Raw genomic sequence first — 18,238 nt, 5'->3', positions numbered from 1 at the left:
AGCCCCAATAGAAATGCCTGCCCGCGCCCTTCGAACGAGGCGCGCGAGCGTTTCGGAACCGGATATAGGGGTCGATTTTATTGCGACAAGAAGTCGGCCTGCTCTAAGGGCAACGCATGCGTGTCCGCCCTGCAACAATGCTCGCCGCTTGTCTCGTTCTGGCATCGTGCGGCTCGCAATCCGAACCGCAAGTGACGGTCGAGGATGCCCGCATCACCCTGCCGGCGGTTAAGGGGCGGCCCGGCGCCGGCTATTTCACCGCCGAAGCGGCCGCGCTGCCGGAAGCGATCGTCGCCGTCACCGCACCGCCGCCGACCCGGATCGAGATGCACGAGAGCATGAAGTCGGGAACGATGGCCTCGATGCAGGCGATCCCGAGCGCTGCCTTCGCGTCGGGGGGGGCGCTCGTCTTTGAGCCGGGCGGCAAGCATCTGATGCTGTTCGACATCGACCCGGCTGTGAAGCCCGGCGACACCCTCCCCCTCACCTTCCGCTTCGCAAAGGCGCCGCCGGTGACGGTGCAGGCCGAAGTGCAGGGGCCGGGCGGCGGACATGCGGGGCACTGATCCATGACGGTGCGCCCCCTCACCGAGGGCGAGCGCAACATGGCGGCGAGCATCTTCGGCTCGGCCATCGACTATGACGCGGTGACGGTGAAGCGCAGGAAGTGGTTCTTCCTTCAGCCGAAGGAAACGCTGATGGCACCGACGGGCCATGTCCACGTCCACCCGGAGGGCAGCAAGTGGAGCGAGGATTACAGCCAGGAACGGCTCGGGTTGCAGGCGCTGTTCCTCCACGAGCTCACCCATGTCTGGCAGAGCCAGCAGCGCGGCAGATACTACCTGCCGCTGATGCGCCACCCCTTCTGCCGCTACGCATACGATTTCGTTCCCGGCCGCCCGTTCGAGCGATACGGCCTTGAGCAGCAGGGCGAGATCGTCCGGCACACCTATTTGCGGCGGAATCGGTATCCGCTCGACAACGCGCCCTCGCTGGAGCTGCTGGAGAGCATCCTCCCCTTCTCCTGACGCTTCCCTGCCCCTGAACGGCCCTCAATCGCCTCGCCAGAGTGGCACGAGCGCGTTACGCTCTTCCTCAGCTGGGGGAGACAAGCCGATGCAGTGGTCGTGGCGTGGATGTGCTTTGCTGCCGATGCTCGCCTCCGCCTGTGCCACGATCCCTGCCGCGCCTCCGGCGAACGTGGGCGACGCGGGCGCGACGCTCCTCATCGAGCGCGTGTCGGTCGTGGACACGGAAAACGGCAGCGTCTCGGCCCCTCGCGACATCCTCATCCGATCCGGCCGCATTGCCGCCGTCGCGCCGGCAAGCACCCTTTCGGTGCCGCGGGACACGCGCCGGCTGGATGGGTCCGGCCGCTTCGCCATGCCGGGGCTGATCGACGTCCACGCCCATGTCGGCGAAGGCGGCATTGCCCCACAGGACGATGCCACCCGGGAGCGCGCGTTGCGGCAGTTCCTGCGCTACGGCGTCACCAGCATCTTCGTCCCCGGTGCGACGGGGGCGGGCGATGCGGATTTCCCGGCTCTAAAGGAACGCTGCCGCTCACGCGCCATCCCCTGCCCTGGCCTCTATGGATCCGGCTCGATCCTCACGGCGCCCGGAAGTCACCCGGTCTCGACCATCTTCAACATGCCAACCGACGTCGCGGCCGAGGTGACCGAGGCGCGGGGAGTCACCGTGCTCCGCCAAAGCACCGACATCGGGACACTCGTTGCGGCCAAGCGTGCAGCGGGCTTCGACGGCGTGAAGATCATCGTCGAGGACGGACCGCCGCCCTGGTATCCCAAGCCGCGGCTGCAGGACGAACAGATACGTGCCATCGTGAAGGCTGCGCACGCCCGTTCCCTCCCCGTCTTCGCGCACATCAGCACCTCGCGAATGGCGGCCGTGGCAGTGGATGCAGGCGTCGACGGCATCATGCATGCACCGATCGATCCGCTCCCGCCCGAGCTGATCCGCAGCATGGCCGAGCGTCGCACATGGTACGTTCCGACCTTCGCGCTTTACGACGGCATCCTCACCTGGGCGCGCGGACAGCGGGAGGCCGATCCCTATGCGCTCAAGGGCGTGGAACGCTCCGCGATCGAAAGCCTGACCGCGCCGCCCTTCCTTGCGGCCGCTCATGAGGACGAGGCGGGCGCGCTCGCCTATCTCGCCAACGCGTCGGACAATCTTCGCCGCGCCTCCGCAGCCGGAGTGCCCATCGCGCTCGGCACCGACGTCAACAACCCGTTCGTCTACCCCGGCTATTCGGCCCACGAAGAGCTGACGTTGATGGTGCGGGCCGGCCTGACGCCGGCTCAGGCCCTGCGCGCCGCGACGCGCGGGGGCGCCGCGTTCCTGCGTGCCTCCGATCGCGTCGGCAGGATCGCGCCCGGGTTCGAGGCCGACCTGCTGCTGCTGTCGCGCAATCCGCTCGACAGGGTGGAGAACAGCCGCAGCATCGTTGCCGTCATCGCCGACGGCCAGGTCGTGCCGGAGCCGGTCGCTGCCGATTGATGATGAGGGGGGCGCTCAGCCCTTCCTGGCGACGCCCACCAACGCCGGACGGAGCAGCCGGTCCTTGATCATGTAGCCGGCCTGCATCTCCTGGACGATCGTGCCAGGCTCGGCCTGGTCGTTCGGGATCTCGACCATGGCCTGGTGCTTGTTGGGGTCGAGCGTCTGGCCCATCGCCTCCACCTTCACGATGCCGTGGCGCTGGAAGACGTTGGCGAGCTCGCGCCCCGTGGCCTCGATGCCGGTGATCAGCGACTTCAGCCGCTCGTCGCTGCGCAGGTCCTCCGGGAAGGACGCCAGAGCGCGGTCGAGATTGTCCTTCACGCTCAGCATGTCGCGCGCGAAATTGGTGACGGCGTAAGCCGAGGTCTGCTGCTTCTCCGCCTCCAGGCGACGGCGTACGTTCTGCGTCTCGGCTTGGGCGTAGAGGACGTGCTGGCGCACTTCCTCCAGCTCCTTCTCGAGCTCCTTGAGGCGGTTCTCGTTCGGGTCCTCCGCGTCGAAATCGATGCTGTCGCCCATCGTTTCCCGCAGGTTCTGGGCCGTGTCTTCAAGCTTTTGTTCGTCGTTCATGCCATCAATCTCGAAAGTGCCTGTGCCGTGAAATCAACCATGGGCACGACCCGGGCATAGTTCAACCGGGTCGGGCCGATCACCCCGACGACGCCGACCACCTTGCCGTCGCCGCCGCGATAGGGCGCGGCAATGACCGAAGAACCGGACAAAGCGAAGAGCTTGTTTTCGGAGCCGATGAAGATCTTCATCCCCCTGCCCTCGCGGGCGCTGTCGAGCAGCCGGGCGATCTCCTCCTTGCCCTCCAGCTCTTCGAGGAGCTGGCGGACGCGCTCGAGGTCGGCCGCGGCGGACTGGTCGATGAGATTGGCCTGCCCGCGGACGATCAGCACCGGCCGCTTGGCGCCATCCTCGGACCACACCGCAAGGCCGCGCGAGATCAGCTCCTGCGAAGCCTTGTCGAGCGCGGCGCGCCCGGCGCCAATCTCCTGCTGCAGCCGCGCCTGCGCCTCGCTGAGGGTGAGGCCGGAGAGGCGCGCGCTGACGTAATTGCCGACTTCCGCGAGAGCGGACGAAGTGACTCCGGGCGGGAGATCGACCACCCGGTTCTCGACGCTGCCGTCGCTGCCGACGAGCACCGCCAGCGCCTGGCGCGGCGACAATTGGACGAAGCCGAACTGGCGGAGCACCGGCTCGCGCTTCGGCACCAGGACGATACCGGCGCAGGCGGAGAGGCCGGACAAGGCGGCGGTGGCGGCGGCAAGCGCTTCCTCGATGGGGCCGCCGCGCCCAAGCCGCCCTTCGATGACCGCTCGCTCCTCCGCGCTCGGCTCGGCCGCTTGCATCATGCCGTCGACGAAGAGGCGAAGGCCGCTCTCGGTCGGAATGCGTCCGGCGGAGGTGTGCGGATGACTGAGCAGGCCGAGCTCCTCCAGGTCCTGCATGACGTTGCGGATCGAAGCCGGGGAAAGGTTGACGCCGGGCAGCTTGGAGACGGTGCGCGAGCCGACTGGAGCGCCCGAGTCCAGGTAGCCTTCGACCACCATCCGGAACACGTCGCGCGCGCGATCGGTCAGTTCGGTGATGGGCGTCGTGGACATGCCGTCTTAGGTAGTCGGTCGCACCCCACTCGTCACCCCGGTGGACGATGCGGGGGAGCGGAGCTAAGGCGCGGCCCAACCACGGAAAGGAATGTTGATGCGCCCATCCGGCCGCGCGCCCGACCAGATGCGGGCGATCACGATGGAGCCCGGCTTCACCCGCCACGCCGAGGGAAGCTGCCTGGTCAGCTTCGGCGACACGCGGGTGCTCTGCACCGCCTCGGTCGAGACGCAGCTGCCGCCCTGGCTGCGCGGCAAGGGCAAGGGTTGGGTGACCGCCGAATATGGCATGCTCCCCCGCGCGACCCACACGCGCGGGCGGCGCGAGGCGGCGGGCGGCAAGCAGTCCGGCCGGACGCAGGAGATCCAGCGGCTGATCGGCCGTTCGCTGCGTGCCGTGGTCGATTCCGAGAAGCTGGGCGAGCGCCAGATCACGCTCGATTGCGACGTCATCCAGGCGGACGGCGGCACCCGCACCGCGTCCATCTCCGGCGCCTGGGTGGCGCTGCGCATCGCCGTGGACAAGATCCTGGCCGCGGGCCAGCTCAACGTCGACCCGATCCGCCAGAAGGTCGCCGCCGTGAGCTGCGGCATCCATCAGGGAACCGCGGTGCTCGACCTCGATTATGTCGAGGACTCCGCCGCCGGCTCTGACGGCAATTTCGTGCTGACGTCGGATGGCAACATCGTCGAGGCCCAGGTGAGCGCGGAAGGCGAATGCTATGACGAGGAAGGCCTGTTGAGGCTGCTCCGCCTGGCGCGGATCGGCTGCGCCGACATCTTCGCCGCCCAGGACCGGGCGACGGGGCGATGATGCGCAGCCTCTCCGGCAAGGTCGTCATCGCCAGCCACAATCGCGGCAAGCTCGCCGAGATCGCGGACCTGCTCTCGCCCTACGGCATCGAGGCGGTGTCCGCGCTTGACCTCGACCTGCCCGAGCCGGAGGAAATCGGCGCCACCTTCGTCGACAATGCACAGCTGAAGGCGCGGGCGGCGGCGGACCTCAGCGGACTGCCCGCGATCGGCGACGACAGCGGCCTCTGCGTCGATGCGCTGAACGGCAAGCCCGGCATCTATTCCGCGCGCTGGGCCGAACGCTCGATCGAGGTGCCGCCCGAGGCGGAGCCCGGCGAAGCAAGGGTGGAGCGCGACTTTGGCTTTGCAATGAGCCGAGTGAATGACGAGCTGCTGGCGCAGGGACCGGAAGCGGGCCGCAGCGCCCATTTCGTCTGCGCCCTCGCCGTCTGCTGGCCGGAGGACGGCCAGTGCGAGATTTTCGAAGGCCGCGTCGACGGCCTGATCGTCTGGCCGCCCCGCGGGCAGAACGGCTTCGGCTACGACCCGATGTTCCAGCCGATCGGCGAGCAGCAGACCTTCGGGGAAATGGGATCCCATCGTAAATATGCCATGGACCATCGCGCGGACGCCTTCCGCAAGCTGGTCGCTGCCTTGCTTCAATGAACATCCCGTTCGGGCTGAGCCTGTCGAAGCCCTGTCCTTCTTCCAGCGCCGAAAGAGAAGGACAGCCCTTCGACAGGCTCAGGGCGAACGGTGGCTCTGGAGACGGTTTGGCCCTCTACGTCCATTGGCCGTTCTGCGTCTCAAAATGTCCCTATTGCGACTTCAACAGCCATGTCCGCGCATCGGTGGATCAGGATCAGTGGTGCCAAGCCCTACTTGCCGATCTCGCTCATGAGGCGGCGCAGGAGCCGGCGCGACGGCTCAGTTCGATCTTCTTCGGCGGTGGCACGCCGTCGTTGATGCCGCCCGCGACGGTGGCGGCAATCATCAAGGCGGCCGAGGCGCATTGGGGCTTTGCTCCGGGCATCGAGATCACGCTCGAAGCCAATCCCTCGTCCGTCGAAGCGGCCCGCTTCGCGGATCTCGCCCAGGCCGGGGTGAACCGCGTCTCGCTGGGCCTCCAATCGCTCGACGACAAGGCGCTGCGCTTCCTCGGGCGCGCCCACGGCGTGGAGGAAGGGCTGGCCGCGCTCGACACGGCGCAGGCGGCGTTCGGCCGGGTCAGCTTCGACCTCATCTACGCGCTTCCGGGCCAGACCGAGGAAGGCTGGGAGGCCGAGCTTCGGCGCGCCCTGTCGTTCGGCACGGGGCATCTCTCGCTTTACCAGCTGACGATCGAGCCGGGCACCCGCTTCGCCGCTCTGGCGGCGAAAGGCGAGCTGCCAGAAGCCGACCCCGATCACAGCGCGTCGCTCTACGAGCTGACGCAGGCGCTGACGGAAGCCGCTGGACTGCCGGCCTACGAAATCTCCAACCACGCCCGCCCGGGCGAGGAGAGCCGACACAATCTGGCTTACTGGCGCTACCAGCCGTACCTGGGCATCGGACCTGGTGCACATGGCCGGCGCGGCGGTGCGGTCACCCAGCGCCACAGGAAGCCTGAGAACTGGCTGGCCGCCCTCGCTCGCAACGGCCACGGCATCGTCGAGGAAACGGCGATCCTTCCTGCCGATAAGGGCGTCGAGGCTCTGCTCATGGGGCTCCGCCTCAGAGAAGGCGTCGATCTCGGCCGCATCGCGCAATTGTCGGAGCGAGACGCCGAACAGCTTGTGGATGGCGCCGCGGTCGCCAGGCTTCAGGATCAGGGCCTGATCCTCCGCGAGGGCCAGCGTCTACGCGTCACGCCCGCCGGAATGCTGCTGCTCGACGCGATCCTTGCGGAGATCGTCGCCTAGAAGCCGCGCGGCGCCGGCGAGACGGTTTCAAGAGTAGCGGCGTTCACCTGCTGCACCGCCAGCGCCCGTTCCGCGATGCCGTCGCGGCCGAAGCGGAAGGCGCCGTCTATGCCCATAAAGCCTTCCGCGTCGCGGAGCTTGGCGGCGGGGAACGGACGCCCGAACGGCCACTCCGCGGCAATCCGCATCGTCAGAAGCACCGCGTCATAGCCAAGACTCGCCAGGCGGTAGGGGGCGGTGCCGTAGCGGGTGCGGTAGCGGCCGCGCAGCTGATCGAACATGGTGTCGGGCACGGTCGCGAACCAGGCGCCCCGGAGCGGCGTCATCGCCGAGAGATTGGCATCGGTTGCCCACAGCTCCGTGCCGAGGATCCGGGCCTCGGGGGACGGCCCGCTGCGGATCGCAGGCGCGGCGGTGGCGGCAATGCGGCTGCTGTCGGCGATCAGCACCGCATCGTAGCCCGACTGGCCGTTGAGCCGACCGACGGCGCTACGGAGCCCGGTAGGGCTGCGGTCGTAGGTCTGCATTGCGACCATACGCCCCCCCGCCTGCTCGACTGCCTGAATCAATGCCTGCCCCGAACGCTGGCCGTAAAGCCCACCGGGCACGAGGCCGGCAAACCTCTCCAGCCCCTGCGACCGCGCATGGCCTACCACGCGCTCGATCGACTGGCTGGGGGTGAAGCCCATCAGATAGATGCCTTCGCCGGCGACGCTTACATCGTTGGAAAAGGCGACGACCGGAACGCCGGCACGGCTGGCCACAGGCGCGACGGCGCGCACGTCCTCCGCGAGCAAAGGTCCCAGGAACAGGCGGTTGCCCTCCGCCAGCGCCTGGTTGGCCGCTGCCGCCGCGCCGCGGGCCGTGTCGTAGACGGTCAGACGGATCCGCTCGCCGCCGCTGTCCAGCAAGGCGAGGTTGGCGGCATTGGCGATGGACTTGCCGACGCCGGCATTCTCGCCGGTGAGCGGCACCAGCACGGCGACCTTGTTGCGCAGATCCTGAACAGGTGCTCCAGGCTCAGGCGTGGGAGTCGGAGTGGGCACTGGAAGTGGTTCCGGCTCGGCGCGCGCCTGTGGGGCGCCCGGATCGGGAATGATCTGGCATCCCGCTAGCAACGCGGACATGGCCATCCCCGCTGCGGTCCCAAGGAAGGCGCGGCGGGGTTGCGGGCGATGGAGCGGCTCTGCCATGACGAACCCTTGATGAGCGAACGACTTGCGCCCGGCCTCTATATCGTCGCTACCCCGATCGGCAATCTTTCCGATCTGAGCCCCCACGCCGCGGACATCTTGTCGAGAGCCGACGTGCTGGCCGTGGAAGACAGCCGCGTCACCGCAAAACTACTCGCCCATATCGGCGTCAAACGACCCATGACGCCGTATCACGATCACAATGCCGATCGTGTCCGCCCGGATCTGATCGCCCAGATGGCGGAGAAAGCGGTCGCGCTGGTCTCCGACGCCGGGACGCCGCTCATCTCCGACCCCGGTTACAAGCTGGTCCGCGACGCACGCGCGGCCAGCCGGGAGGTGCACACGGTCGCCGGGCCCTGCGCCGCCGTCGCCGCTCTGACCCTCGCCGGACTCCCGACCGACCGCTTTCTCTTCCTCGGCTTCCTTCCCGCCAAGGCAGGAGCGCGCGCGAGTGCGCTCGCTGAGATCGCGCCGATCCGGGCTACGCTCATCCTCTACGAGAGCGGCCCACGCCTCGGCGCGACCCTGGCAACCCTGCGCGACGGCCTCGGCAGCCGCGATGCCGCGGTCGTGCGGGAGATCAGCAAGAAGTTCGAGGAGACCGTCACCGGCACGCTGGCCGAGCTCGCCACCCGCTATGCCGATGCACCGCCCAAAGGCGAGATCGTCATCGTCGTCGGTCCCCCCGCCGAAGCCGAAGCCGCGGGCGAGGACGAGATCGATGCGGCCCTCACCGAGGCTATGACCCGCCTCTCCCCGTCCCGCGCAGCCGCGGAGGTCGCACAGGCACTCGGGCTGCCGAGGCGCGACGTCTATGAACGCGCGCTGGCGCTGAAGTGAAACGGCAGCGGGCCGAGCGCAGCGGCCGGAGAGGTGAGACGCTGGCCGCCTTGTTCCTGCAGCTCAAGGGCTGGAGCATCCTCGCCCGCCGGGTGCGGACGCCGGTGGGCGAGGTCGACCTCGTCGCGCGGCGCGGACGCACCGTGGCGTTCGTCGAGGTGAAAGCGCGCGCGACCGATGCCGACGCCGCTCTCTCGCTCGACGAGTTCCGCCTCCGGCGCGTCGCCGCGGCAGCCGGCGCGCTCGGCCCGCGCTTCGTTCGCGCCGGCGACGATATGAGGATCGATGCCATGTTCGTCGTGCCATGGAGACTGCCCAAGCACGTCACCAACGTGTGGCACGGCTGAAAGGAGGTCCTGATGAAGCTCTTCTACACCCGCCCCTCCCCTTACGCCCGCAAGGCGCGCGCGGCCGCGCTCGAGCTGGGGCTGGAGGACCGGATCGAGTTCTTCGAGGTCACCACCCTCACCCATCCGACGAACCATATTCCCGACCTCCAGCGTCAGAACCCGCTCCAGAAGGTGCCGGTGCTGGTGACCGACGACGGCAGGCCCCTGTTCGACTCCATCGTCATCGCCGAATATCTGGACGCGCTGGCAGGCGGCACCTTGTTCCCGAAGGGCGGGCGGCGATGGCCGTCGCTGAAGCTCCATGCATTGGCGCAGGGGATCATGGACGCCGGCGTGGCGGTGCGGCTCGAGAGCCTCCGCACCGAGGAGAAGCGCTGGGACGAGTGGATCGAGGCGCATCTGCGCAAGGTCAGAAACGGGCTCGATGCGGTCGAGGCAGAGCCGGAACTGCTCTCCGGCGCCTTCAACATCGGCCATCTCGCCCTCGCCTGCGCGATCGAATGGCTGGCATTTCGCAACGTCTATTCGGAAAGTGAAGAGAGCCGCCCCCGCCTCGCCGCCTGGCTGGCGACAGTGCGGGACCGGCCCTCTTTGGCTGCGACACGCCCGAGCTGACTTCCCCTCCCGAACTGGCCGGAAGAGAGAGTTGTCAGCGGCTCGCCGTCTGCGTCACCCCCATTTCCTGGAGGAGCCGCTGGGCGTTATCGACCTTGTCCATCGTCCACAGCATGAAGCGGCTGTCGACGTGGATGGTGCGGTTGATCGTTGGGTCGTAGGACCAGTCGGAGACCACGCCCTCCAGCGTGCCGTCGAATGCCAGGCCGACGAACTCGCCGCGCGCGTTCAGCGTCGATGAGCCCGAGTTGCCGTTGGTGATGTCGACGGTGGACAGGAAGTCGACCGGCAGCGTGCCGAGTTCGGGCGAGGCCCAGCGGCCGTAATCCTTCGCCCTGATGAGCGCGATCGCCCTGTCCGGCGCGTCGAACTCGCCCTTGCCGGTCTGCTTGGCGACGAGGCCTTCCGCCGTGGTGAAGGGCTGCCAGCTCTCGCCGTCCACATTCTTGCCGGTCACCTTGCCGTAGGTGAAGCGGAGCGAGCCGTTGGCATCCGGGTAGAGCGTCTCGCCCTGCTGCTCGGCGAAGGCGAGCATGCCCTGCATATAGGCCGAGCGCGCCGCCTGCAGCCGGCCGGCCCGATCCTTCGCCGCGCGTTCGCGGGCGATGTCGGCCGGATACATGGCGACGGCGAGCTGGATGAACGGATCGGTCGAAGCCTCGAACTCGGCCGGGCTCTTGTTCAGCCAGGCGAGGCGCGTCGCGGTGTCGCCGAGCTTCGTCTCGGCATAGAGGCGGTCCATGCCAATCTGCCCGAGCTTGGCCTCGAGACCGGCGTCGCGGCGGGCGGCGTCCACCTTGCGATACTCGGTCAGCGCCTGCTCCAGGAGCACGCGGTCGACCTTGGGCGCGAACCGGCGCTCGATCGTCGTCAGCCTCTGCTCGGTCGCGAGCCGGTCCCGGTCCTGATAGCCGCTGTCGCGCTCGGCGTCGGGCTTCTGCCGCTCCTTCGACCAGCGATAGAGGTTGCGCGCGGCAGCTAGGAGCTGCGCGCGCGACAGGGTGCCCATCCGGACGTTGTCGAGCGCCGCCTGGTTGGCTTCGGCGACGAGCGCGTCCAGCCCGGCAGTGTCGTACATCGCGGCCCGCTTCGGATCGGCCGCGATCCAGGCGCGGTAGGCCGCTTCCTCCTGCTGCTTGCGCGCGGCGAGGCCGATCCGGTCGGCGCCGGACATCTCGCCGATATACTTCTTCTTGTAATTGTCGGCGCCCTTCAGGATCGACGCATATTTGATGTCGGCGTCCTGATCGCCGGCGACAGCGCGGGTGATCGCGTCCGAATAGTCGTTCAGCAGAGTCTGCTGGACCGGATAGAGGGTGTCGAAGTTGAACTGCGCCTCATTGGCGGTGACGAGCCGGCTGGTGGTGCCGGGGAAGCCCGCCACCATCACGAAGTCGCCGTCCTTCACGCCCTGCTGCGCCACCTTGAGCCAGGCCTTGGGCTGGTAGGGAACGTTGTTCGCCGCATAAGGCGCCGACGAGCCGTCCGGCGCGACATAGGCGCGGTAGAAGCCGAAATCGCCGGTGTGGCGCGGCCACATCCAATTGTCGGTCTCGCCGCCGAAATTGCCGATGCCGCCGGCCGGCGCATAGACCAGGCGGACGTCTTTGATCTCGAGCTGCTGCTGGAGATAATAGGTCGCCCCGCCGAAATAGGCGCGGACGTCGCAGCGCCGGCTCGCCTGCTTCTCGCACGCGGCGACGAGCGACTTGCGGTTCTTCTCCATCTGCTCGTAGCGCTGCAGGCCCGAGAGCCTGGAGGTGACGCCCTTGTTCATCTGCTGGGTGACGTCGCGCAGGTCCTCGATCACATAGATGCGGCTCCCCGGAGCGGCCGGCAGCTCGTCGGTCAGCGAAGCGGCGAGGAAACCGTCGGTGAGGAAATCCTGTCCCGGCTTCGAATTATACTGGATCGAGCCGTAGACGCAGTGATGGTTGGTCGCGACCAGCCCCTGCGGGCTGAGGAACGCCGCCGAGCAGCCGCCGAGCGAAACAATCGCGTTAAGCGGCGCGGCCTTGAGGTTGCCGAGCAGAGCCGGATCGATCTGCAGCCCCGCGGCGCGAAGCTCGTCGGCAATGCCCGCGGTCTGGCGCGGCAGCCACATGCCTTCTTCGGCCATCGCCGGCGCAGCGTACAGTGCGGCGCTCGCGAGGAGCGCATAAGCCTTTGTTTTCATTGATCATCCCTCAAAGAAACTGCGGTCTCTCTACCAGAGTGCCGGCTGAACGCAACGTGACGGCGCCGCGTGACAAAGCAGCCGGCGCCACCTAGGGGCGCATGCACCGCAACTGAGCAGGGTTATCAATGTCGCTTCGCGTCGCCGTCCAGATGGACCCGCTGGAAAGCATCAACATCGCCGGTGATTCCAGCTTCGCGATCATGCTCTCGGCGCAGGCGCGGGGACATCGGCTGTTCCACTACTCCGTCGATGCGCTCAGCTATCATGGGGGCCGGGTCGTGACGATGGCGCAGCCCGTCGAGGTGCGGCGCGAGCCGGGCAATCACTTCACGCTCGGCGAGCCGGTGATCCTTGACCTCGGCCACGACGCGGACGTGGTCCTGATGCGCCAGGACCCGCCGTTCGACCTCAGCTACATCACCGCCACCCATCTGCTCGAGCGCCTGGCCGGCGAGACCCTGGTGGTCAACGACCCCGCCTCGGTCCGCAACGCGCCGGAGAAGGTGTGGGTGCTCGATTTCGCCCGCTTCATGCCGCCGACGCTCGTCACGCGCTCGCTGGGCCTCGCCCGCAAGTTCCTGGAGGAACAGGGCGAGATCGTCGTCAAGCCGCTGCACGGAAACGGGGGCAAGGCGATCTTCAAGATCGGTCGCGACGGCGCCAACCTCTCCTCGCTGATCGAGGTGTTCAACACCGCCTATCGCGAGCCGCACATGCTGCAGAAGTTCCTCCCCGAGATCGCGGAAGGAGACAAGCGCATCGTGCTCGTCGACGGCGAAATGGCAGGCGCGATCAACCGCTTTCCGGGCGAAGGTGAGATCCGCTCGAACCTGGCGGTCGGCGGCTCGGCTGCCAAGACCGAGCTGACGGACAGGGAGCATGAGATCTGCGCGGCGCTGGGCCCGGAGCTCAAGAAGCGCGGCCTGCTCTTCGTCGGCATCGACGTTATCGGCGGCCGATGGCTGACCGAGATCAACGTCACCTCCCCCACCGGCATCGTCGCGATCGACAAGTTCAACGGTACCGACACACCGGCCCGCATCTGGGACGCGATCGAGGCGAAACTGTAAATGGCGGACTGGGTCATCACCCTCATCGAGCAGGCCGGCTATCTCGGCGTCTTCCTGCTCATGTTCCTCGAGACGGTGTTTCCGCCGATCCCTTCCGAAGTGATCATGCCGATCGCCGGTCTCTCCGCCGCACGCGGGCACATGACCCTCTGGGGCGTCATCGTCAGCGGAACGGCCGGGGCGATGTTCGGCAATTTCTTCTGGTATCTCCTCGCCCGCGTCATCGGCATGGAGCGCTTTCACCCGTTCATCGATCGGCACGGCCGCTGGCTGACGATCGACTGGCCGGACGTCGAGAAGGCCGAGCGCCTGTTCGGCCGCCACGGCGGCTGGGTGGTCGGCGTCGGACGGATGCTGCCGACCGTGCGGTCCGTCGTGTCGATCCCGGCCGGCCTGCTCCACATGCGGCTGAAGAGCTTCCTGATCTGGTCGACGATCGGCACCGCCGGGTGGAGCTCGGCGCTCGCCGTCGCGGGCTATGTGCTCGGCCGCCAGTTCGCGCGCATCGAGGATGTGCTTGGACCGCTGTCGCTGGCGGTGATCGGCTTCATCATCGCCACCTATCTCTGGCGCCAGCTCACCTGGCGAAAGCGCCATCCCGCCGCCGAGGAGCCTCAGGCGCGGGGGTGAGCCGTGCGGTAGACATCCATCAGATGCGCCATATCCACGGCAGTGTATATCTGGGTCGAAGACAGGCTCGCATGGCCGAGTAGCTCCTGGATCGACCTCAGGTCCGCCCCGCGCCCGAGCAGGTGCGTCGCGAAGCTGTGCCGGAGCGCATGCGGCGTCGTCCGCTCGGTCAGCCCCAGCCGCACCCGAGCCCGGCGCACGACCCGGCGGATCATCTCCCCGTTGAGCGGCCCGCCTCCCGCGCCGCGGAACAGGGGCTCGTCCTTGCTCATGCCGTACGGGCAGAGGTCGAGATAGGTCTGGATCGCCTGCCGAACGGGATCGAGCAGCGGGACGATCCGCGTCTTGTTGCGCTTGCCGGTGACGGTCAGCGCCTCACCGAGCGGCAAGGCGCCGCCGGTCAGGCCCAGCGCCTCGGCCACCCGCAGGCCGCTTCCGTACAGCAGCAGCAGCACGGCCTGATCGCGCGCCGCGATCCACTCCGCGCTCGCATCCTCGCCCACCTCCTCGCTCAGCGAGACGGCTTCATCGGGCGAGACTGGCCGCGGCACGCTGCGCGGCCGCTTCGGCGACTTGACGCGCGGCCGGGTGCCTCCGGCGGCAAAGGCGAGGAAAGTCCGCACCGCCGACAGCTCCCGCGCGGCCGAACTGTTGCCGAGCCCTTCCGCACGGCGGACCGCGAGGAAGGCCCTGAGATCGGCCGAGGTGAGAGCGCGCAGCGCCTCCACATCGACCTCAGCCCCGAGATGCTTGCCGAGGAACTCCACCAGCCGGTGCGCCGTCGCCACATAGGCGCGCACCGTATGGGCGGACCGGCGTCGGTCATGTGCGAGATGGTCATGCCACCGCGAAATCGCGGCGCGAGCGGGATGGTCGATCAGCGGATCAGCCACCCGGGATGAGCCAACGTCCCATGCAGCGCGTCAGCACGCGCCCGAGGAAGACGAGCAATTCGGAGCCATGGCGGGTCTCGAAGCCCTGTGCCTCGCGCTGCCCGAGCGCGAGCAAGCCGCTGGGAAGCGGCGCCTCGCTGTCGAGCCGGATCAGGGCCTCGGCACGGATCAGGGTGCAGGCCGGCCCGAACAGCGGATGGCCCCGCTTGACGCCGCGCAACACGACGCCTTCGAAGCGAGCGACCGATTTCTGGATGACGCGCGGATCGACGAACTGGAGGCCGGACGCGTCGGCGCGCATGCCCTTGTCGCCCGCGCAGAGCGCCAGCGCGACCGCGTCGAGGCCGAGGATCTGCGGCCAGTCCTGCGTCACGACATGAATGAGATGATCGAACCCCTCCGCTTCGACCGCGGCCAGCACCGCCTCATGGATCGAAGCGACCGCGCCCGAATGGCCGCGCGCGAAGGCGATCAGGTCTTGGTTGGCCTCCTCCGCCGCGACGCAGCGCGCACGCAGGTTGGCGACCGCCCGTTCCTCGAAGTTGATCACCGTTCCCATCGCAGTGAGCTTAACCCGAATAAGGTTAAGATGCGATGGTGAAACGATTGCGGAGGCGCCCGTGATCGAAGGAGGGGATTGCGGAGCGATTCGAACTTGGGGCCGAGCAGCCCACACACGGCCGACCACCTGCCCGGGCAGAGCGATCGAGGACGCGGCTTTGCCGCGGCGCCCGCCTCTTACCCGATCTGCTGCCCGGTCTTCTGCCAGTCCGCCAGGAACGCTTCGAGACCCCGATCCGTCAGCGGATGTTTGACGAGCTGGCGGATCACAGCGGGCGGCGCGGTGATCACGTCGGCGCCGATCTTGGCGCTTTCCAGCACGTGCACCGGGTGGCGGATGCTGGCGACCAGGATCTGGGTCTGGAAGTCGTAATTGTCGTAGATGAGACGGATATCGGAGATGATCTCCATGCCGTCGAAGCCGATATCGTCGTGCCGCCCGACGAACGGCGATATGAAGGTCGCGCCAGCTTTGGCCGCGAGCAGCGCCTGGTTGGCGGTGAAGCAGAGGGTGACATTCACCATCGTCCCGTCGCTGGTGAGCGCCTTGCAGGTCTTGAGGCCGTCGATCGTCAGCGGCACCTTCACAGTCACATTGTCCGCGATCTTCCGAAGGACCTCGGCCTCGCGCATCATCTCCTGATGCTCTGTGGCCACCACCTCGGCCGAGACCGGTCCCGGCACCACCCGGCAGATCTCCTCGACCACCTCGAGGAAATTGCGCCCGGCCTTGTGAACGAGCGACGGATTGGTCGTCACGCCGTCCAGCAAGCCGGTCTCCGCCAGCTCACGGATGTCGTTGATGTCGGCGGTGTCGACGAAGAATTTCATGCGAAATCGAGTCCTTGAGCAAAAGGGTCGCGGCGGCTTAGCCTGATCGCCCTCGACGGGGCAAAGGAGAAAAGGATGCGCTGGACCGCCTCTCTGCTGGCAATGCTCGCCTCGTCTCCGGCCGCCGCCAGCCCGGAAAGCTGGGTCGAGGCCAACCGATCCGCGCTCCTCGTAGAATATGTTAACCTGCTCGCGATCCCCAACGTCGCCTCGGACACTCCCAACATCCGCCGCAACGCCGAGCACATCTCGGCCATGATGCAGCGCCGCGGCCTCTCGCCGCGGCTTCTGGAGAGCGAGGACGGCAAGTCTCCGCCGCTCGTCTATGGCGAATGGCTAGTGCCGGGAGCGGAGCGGACGCTCATCCTCTATGCTCATTATGACGGCCAGCCGGTGACGGCGGAGGACTGGACGGTGACCAAGCCGTTCGAGCCGCTCCTCCTCTCGGCAAGGCACGACAAGGGCGGAAAGCCCCTCTCCGTCTGGATAACGGAGCGTGAGGTCGATCCCAACTGGCGGATCTACGGCCGCAGCGCATCGGATGACAAAGCGGGCGTGATGGCGATCCTCGCCGCCGTCGATGCACTGAAGGCGGAAGGGAAACGGCCCGCCTTCAACCTAAAGATCCTGTTCGAGGGCGAGGAGGAAGCTGGCTCACCGAATCTGGCAGCCCTGCTCCGCCGTCACAAGACTACGCTGGCCTCCGATGGCTGGGTCATCATCGACGGCCCTGCGCACCAGTCTGGGCCGCCGCAGCTCGCGCTCGGCGTACGCGGCGACGTCAATGCCGAGGTCACCGTCTACGGACCCTCCCGTCCGCTCCACAGCGGCCATTATGGCAACTGGGCGCCCAACCCGGCGATGATGCTGGCGGAGCTGCTCGCCTCGATGAAGGACGAGACCGGACGGGTGACCATTGCCGGCTGGTACGACGATGTCGTTCCGCTGACCGAGGCGGAGCGGAGAGCGATCGGCGAGGTTCCGGTGGCGGACGAGGCCCTGAAGACCGACCTCGCGCTCGGCTCGACCGAGGGCGGCGGCGCCCGGCTGACCGAGCTCATCCACCTCCCGTCGCTCAACATCAACGGCATGCGGAGCGCCGATGTCGGCGCGAATTCGCGCAATGTCATCCCCGCGACGGCGACGGCGGCGCTCGATCTCCGGCTCGTCCTCGGCAACACGCCGGACCGGCAGGTCGAGAAGCTGGTCCGCCACATCCGTGCGCAAGGCTATGAGGTATTCGATCGCGACCCCACTGCGGAGGAGCGGCAGCGCTTCGCCAGGGTCGCGAGAGTCACGCCCACGCCCGGCTATCCGGCGGAGCGCACCAGCATCGATCATCCACTCGCCCGCGACGTCGCGGCGGCGCTCCGGAAGCATGGCGCGATCGTGCTGCTGCCGACCATGGGCGGGAGCCTGCCGCTCTACCTCATCCGCCAGGAACTGGGCGTGCCGAACGTCAGCGTCGCGCTCTGGAACCACGACAACAACCAGCATGCCGAGGACGAGAATATCCGGCTCGCCAATCTCTGGAATGGCATCGCGGCCATCGCAGCCGTGATGACGATGAAATAGGCCCTAGCGGAGCGAGGACCGAAGGATCAGGTCGCCGACCGACGAGGGATCGGCGCGGATCGCCGCCTCCTCGCGGCCGATCGCCTTGTAGATGGCTTCGCTCGTCTGGCGGGCGACCTCGAGGCGAAGGCCCTCGAGATTGATGCTCGTCTCCGCGGCCAGTGCCTGATCGACGGCCGCGCTGTCCCCCATCCGGAGCGCCTCGCCCACGCCGGCCATGAGTGCCGTGAAGAGCGTTTCGCCCATCTCGCCCCTCAGCAGATCGGTCGCCGCCGTCGGGCCGCCGTCGAACACGGCCGCGGCATCGATGATGGTCATGTTGGCGATCGCGTCGCGCACCACCGTCGGCGCCCGTTCCGCCGCCACCCGGGCGGCATAGTCGACCTGGCGAAGCAGCCGCTCGGCGCTTTCAGTCCGGCCAAGCGCCGCCGGCAGCGTGATCCTGGTCAGGTCGTCGCCGGAAAAGCCGTCCTCCCGGAGCAGTCGGGCGAAGGCGCGCTCGGAGGAAATGGCAAGCAACCGCCGCACCGCATCCTCATAGGCGTGATTGCCGATGGTCGCGCAGCCGGGCAGGCCCAGCAACGGCGCGGCCAGGGCTGCGGTGAGGATCGTTCGGCGGGAAAGACTGGTCATGAAGCGTCCGTTACGAGGTCGGAGCCGATCCGTTCA

General features: G+C 67.8%; 20 protein-coding genes. 12 read left to right on the top strand and 8 right to left on the bottom strand.

All coding sequences use genetic code 11. The features are described 5' to 3' along the window. Positions 1–116 precede the first annotated feature (116 nt). The 3 genes from AC5JBD_RS09335 to AC5JBD_RS09325 all read left to right on the top strand — a co-directional run bounded on the left by AC5JBD_RS09335 (position 117) and on the right by AC5JBD_RS09325 (position 2,520). The gene (locus AC5JBD_RS09335) at positions 117–566 is read left to right on the top strand and encodes a copper chaperone PCu(A)C (protein WP_495721522.1); all 450 of its coding nucleotides are present in this window, start codon (positions 117–119) and stop codon (positions 564–566) included. A 3-nt stretch (positions 567–569) separates the two neighbouring features. Further along, on the top strand, positions 570–1,028 hold the full coding sequence (locus AC5JBD_RS09330) for a vgr related protein (protein ID WP_495721521.1): 459 nt from the start codon (positions 570–572) through the stop codon (positions 1,026–1,028). An 88-nt stretch (positions 1,029–1,116) separates the two neighbouring features. Continuing rightward, positions 1,117–2,520, top strand: coding sequence for an amidohydrolase family protein (locus AC5JBD_RS09325; protein WP_495721520.1), 1,404 nt, complete (start codon positions 1,117–1,119; stop codon positions 2,518–2,520). A gap of 15 nt (positions 2,521–2,535) precedes the next feature. On the opposite strand, the gene grpE is transcribed toward AC5JBD_RS09325, so the two are convergent. Together grpE and hrcA are read right to left on the bottom strand one after the other, a co-directional pair. Further along, entirely contained in the window at positions 2,536–3,093 is a 558-nt protein-coding gene (gene grpE, locus AC5JBD_RS09320) for a nucleotide exchange factor GrpE (RefSeq protein WP_495721519.1), read from the bottom strand. Further along, on the bottom strand, positions 3,090–4,133 hold the full coding sequence (gene hrcA, locus AC5JBD_RS09315) for a heat-inducible transcriptional repressor HrcA (protein WP_495721518.1): 1,044 nt from the start codon (positions 4,131–4,133) through the stop codon (positions 3,090–3,092). Before hrcA ends, grpE begins: the two co-directional genes overlap by 4 nt. A 97-nt stretch (positions 4,134–4,230) precedes the next feature. On the opposite strand from hrcA, the gene rph reads away from it, so the two are divergent. The 3 genes from rph (at position 4,231) to hemW (ending at position 6,829) form a co-directional block, all read left to right on the top strand. After that, positions 4,231–4,947, top strand: coding sequence for a ribonuclease PH (gene rph, locus AC5JBD_RS09310; RefSeq protein WP_495721517.1), 717 nt, complete (start codon positions 4,231–4,233; stop codon positions 4,945–4,947). Next, positions 4,947–5,594: an RdgB/HAM1 family non-canonical purine NTP pyrophosphatase gene (rdgB, locus tag AC5JBD_RS09305; RefSeq protein ID WP_495721516.1), complete on the top strand. Its 648-nt coding sequence runs from the start codon at positions 4,947–4,949 to the stop codon at positions 5,592–5,594. The genes rph and rdgB overlap by 1 nt, the downstream gene beginning before the upstream one ends. Before the next feature lie 107 nt (positions 5,595–5,701). Continuing rightward, the gene (gene hemW, locus AC5JBD_RS09300; RefSeq protein ID WP_495721515.1) at positions 5,702–6,829 is read left to right on the top strand and encodes a radical SAM family heme chaperone HemW; all 1,128 of its coding nucleotides are present in this window, start codon (positions 5,702–5,704) and stop codon (positions 6,827–6,829) included. Here the strand turns inward: hemW and AC5JBD_RS09295 are convergent. Continuing rightward, positions 6,826–7,956, bottom strand: coding sequence for a penicillin-binding protein activator (locus AC5JBD_RS09295; RefSeq protein WP_495721514.1), 1,131 nt, complete (start codon positions 7,954–7,956; stop codon positions 6,826–6,828). The genes hemW and AC5JBD_RS09295 overlap by 4 nt on opposite strands. A 78-nt stretch (positions 7,957–8,034) precedes the next feature. Between AC5JBD_RS09295 and rsmI the strand changes: the two genes are divergently transcribed. From rsmI to AC5JBD_RS09280, 3 genes are read left to right on the top strand one after another with little or no spacing between them, the layout of a single operon-like run. Further along, positions 8,035–8,865, top strand: a complete 831-nt coding sequence (gene rsmI / locus AC5JBD_RS09290) for a 16S rRNA (cytidine(1402)-2'-O)-methyltransferase (protein ID WP_495721513.1) — start codon at positions 8,035–8,037, stop codon at positions 8,863–8,865. Continuing rightward, complete coding sequence (locus tag AC5JBD_RS09285; protein ID WP_495721512.1) at positions 8,862–9,212, top strand: YraN family protein; 351 nt, start codon at positions 8,862–8,864, stop codon at positions 9,210–9,212. Before rsmI ends, AC5JBD_RS09285 begins: the two co-directional genes overlap by 4 nt. A gap of 12 nt (positions 9,213–9,224) precedes the next feature. Beyond that, positions 9,225–9,830 (top strand): glutathione S-transferase family protein, encoded by a 606-nt coding sequence (locus AC5JBD_RS09280; protein ID WP_495721511.1) that lies wholly within the window; start codon positions 9,225–9,227, stop codon positions 9,828–9,830. A 34-nt stretch (positions 9,831–9,864) separates the two neighbouring features. Here the strand turns inward: AC5JBD_RS09280 and AC5JBD_RS09275 are convergent, their stop codons facing one another. Beyond that, the gene (locus tag AC5JBD_RS09275; protein ID WP_495721510.1) at positions 9,865–12,006 is read right to left on the bottom strand and encodes a S46 family peptidase; all 2,142 of its coding nucleotides are present in this window, start codon (positions 12,004–12,006) and stop codon (positions 9,865–9,867) included. 128 nt (positions 12,007–12,134) lie between these two features. On the opposite strand from AC5JBD_RS09275, the gene gshB reads away from it, so the two are divergent. Continuing rightward, complete coding sequence (gene gshB / locus AC5JBD_RS09270; protein WP_495721509.1) at positions 12,135–13,079, top strand: glutathione synthase; 945 nt, start codon at positions 12,135–12,137, stop codon at positions 13,077–13,079. Further along, the gene (locus AC5JBD_RS09265; RefSeq protein WP_495721508.1) at positions 13,080–13,709 is read left to right on the top strand and encodes a DedA family protein; all 630 of its coding nucleotides are present in this window, start codon (positions 13,080–13,082) and stop codon (positions 13,707–13,709) included. Here the strand turns inward: AC5JBD_RS09265 and AC5JBD_RS09260 are convergent. From AC5JBD_RS09260 to fsa, 3 genes are all read right to left on the bottom strand, one after another. Continuing rightward, positions 13,694–14,602 carry a tyrosine recombinase XerC gene (locus tag AC5JBD_RS09260; RefSeq protein WP_495721507.1) on the bottom strand — a complete coding sequence of 303 codons (909 nt, stop codon included), beginning with the start codon at positions 14,600–14,602 and terminating at the stop codon, positions 13,694–13,696. The genes AC5JBD_RS09265 and AC5JBD_RS09260 overlap by 16 nt on opposite strands. Continuing rightward, positions 14,595–15,278: a DUF484 family protein gene (locus AC5JBD_RS09255; protein WP_495721506.1), complete on the bottom strand. Its 684-nt coding sequence runs from the start codon at positions 15,276–15,278 to the stop codon at positions 14,595–14,597. The genes AC5JBD_RS09260 and AC5JBD_RS09255 overlap by 8 nt, the downstream gene beginning before the upstream one ends. Positions 15,279–15,340: 62 nt before the next feature. Continuing rightward, positions 15,341–15,994: a fructose-6-phosphate aldolase gene (fsa, locus tag AC5JBD_RS09250; RefSeq protein ID WP_495721505.1), complete on the bottom strand. Its 654-nt coding sequence runs from the start codon at positions 15,992–15,994 to the stop codon at positions 15,341–15,343. 75 nt (positions 15,995–16,069) lie between these two features. Between fsa and AC5JBD_RS09245 the strand changes: the two genes are divergently transcribed. Beyond that, entirely contained in the window at positions 16,070–17,569 is a 1,500-nt protein-coding gene (locus AC5JBD_RS09245) for a M20/M25/M40 family metallo-hydrolase (RefSeq protein WP_495721504.1), read from the top strand. 3 nt (positions 17,570–17,572) lie between these two features. On the opposite strand, the gene AC5JBD_RS09240 is transcribed toward AC5JBD_RS09245, so the two are convergent. After that, entirely contained in the window at positions 17,573–18,202 is a 630-nt protein-coding gene (locus tag AC5JBD_RS09240) for a DUF4197 domain-containing protein (RefSeq protein ID WP_495721503.1), read from the bottom strand. Positions 18,203–18,238: the final 36 nt, after the last annotated feature.

It is taken from the genome of Allosphingosinicella sp. (assembly GCF_059502505.1).
Note: the sequence above shows the minus strand (reverse complement) of the source record. Positions and strands in the feature narration are given on the sequence as shown.

Coding starts and splice junctions, on each gene's coding strand:
- rph (WP_495721517.1), top strand. CDS start 4,231: ATGCGCCCATCCGGCCGCGCGCCCGACCAGATGCGGGCGATCACGATG.
- AC5JBD_RS09335 (WP_495721522.1), top strand. CDS start 117: ATGCGTGTCCGCCCTGCAACAATGCTCGCCGCTTGTCTCGTTCTGGCA.
- AC5JBD_RS09280 (WP_495721511.1), top strand. CDS start 9,225: ATGAAGCTCTTCTACACCCGCCCCTCCCCTTACGCCCGCAAGGCGCGC.
- hrcA (WP_495721518.1), bottom strand. CDS start 4,133: ATGTCCACGACGCCCATCACCGAACTGACCGATCGCGCGCGCGACGTG.
- grpE (WP_495721519.1), bottom strand. CDS start 3,093: ATGAACGACGAACAAAAGCTTGAAGACACGGCCCAGAACCTGCGGGAA.
- AC5JBD_RS09295 (WP_495721514.1), bottom strand. CDS start 7,956: ATGTCCGCGTTGCTAGCGGGATGCCAGATCATTCCCGATCCGGGCGCC.
- rdgB (WP_495721516.1), top strand. CDS start 4,947: ATGCGCAGCCTCTCCGGCAAGGTCGTCATCGCCAGCCACAATCGCGGC.
- AC5JBD_RS09275 (WP_495721510.1), bottom strand. CDS start 12,006: ATGAAAACAAAGGCTTATGCGCTCCTCGCGAGCGCCGCACTGTACGCT.
- rsmI (WP_495721513.1), top strand. CDS start 8,035: ATGAGCGAACGACTTGCGCCCGGCCTCTATATCGTCGCTACCCCGATC.
- AC5JBD_RS09330 (WP_495721521.1), top strand. CDS start 570: ATGACGGTGCGCCCCCTCACCGAGGGCGAGCGCAACATGGCGGCGAGC.
- fsa (WP_495721505.1), bottom strand. CDS start 15,994: ATGAAATTCTTCGTCGACACCGCCGACATCAACGACATCCGTGAGCTG.
- AC5JBD_RS09325 (WP_495721520.1), top strand. CDS start 1,117: ATGCAGTGGTCGTGGCGTGGATGTGCTTTGCTGCCGATGCTCGCCTCC.
- AC5JBD_RS09265 (WP_495721508.1), top strand. CDS start 13,080: ATGGCGGACTGGGTCATCACCCTCATCGAGCAGGCCGGCTATCTCGGC.
- AC5JBD_RS09245 (WP_495721504.1), top strand. CDS start 16,070: ATGCGCTGGACCGCCTCTCTGCTGGCAATGCTCGCCTCGTCTCCGGCC.
- gshB (WP_495721509.1), top strand. CDS start 12,135: ATGTCGCTTCGCGTCGCCGTCCAGATGGACCCGCTGGAAAGCATCAAC.
- AC5JBD_RS09240 (WP_495721503.1), bottom strand. CDS start 18,202: ATGACCAGTCTTTCCCGCCGAACGATCCTCACCGCAGCCCTGGCCGCG.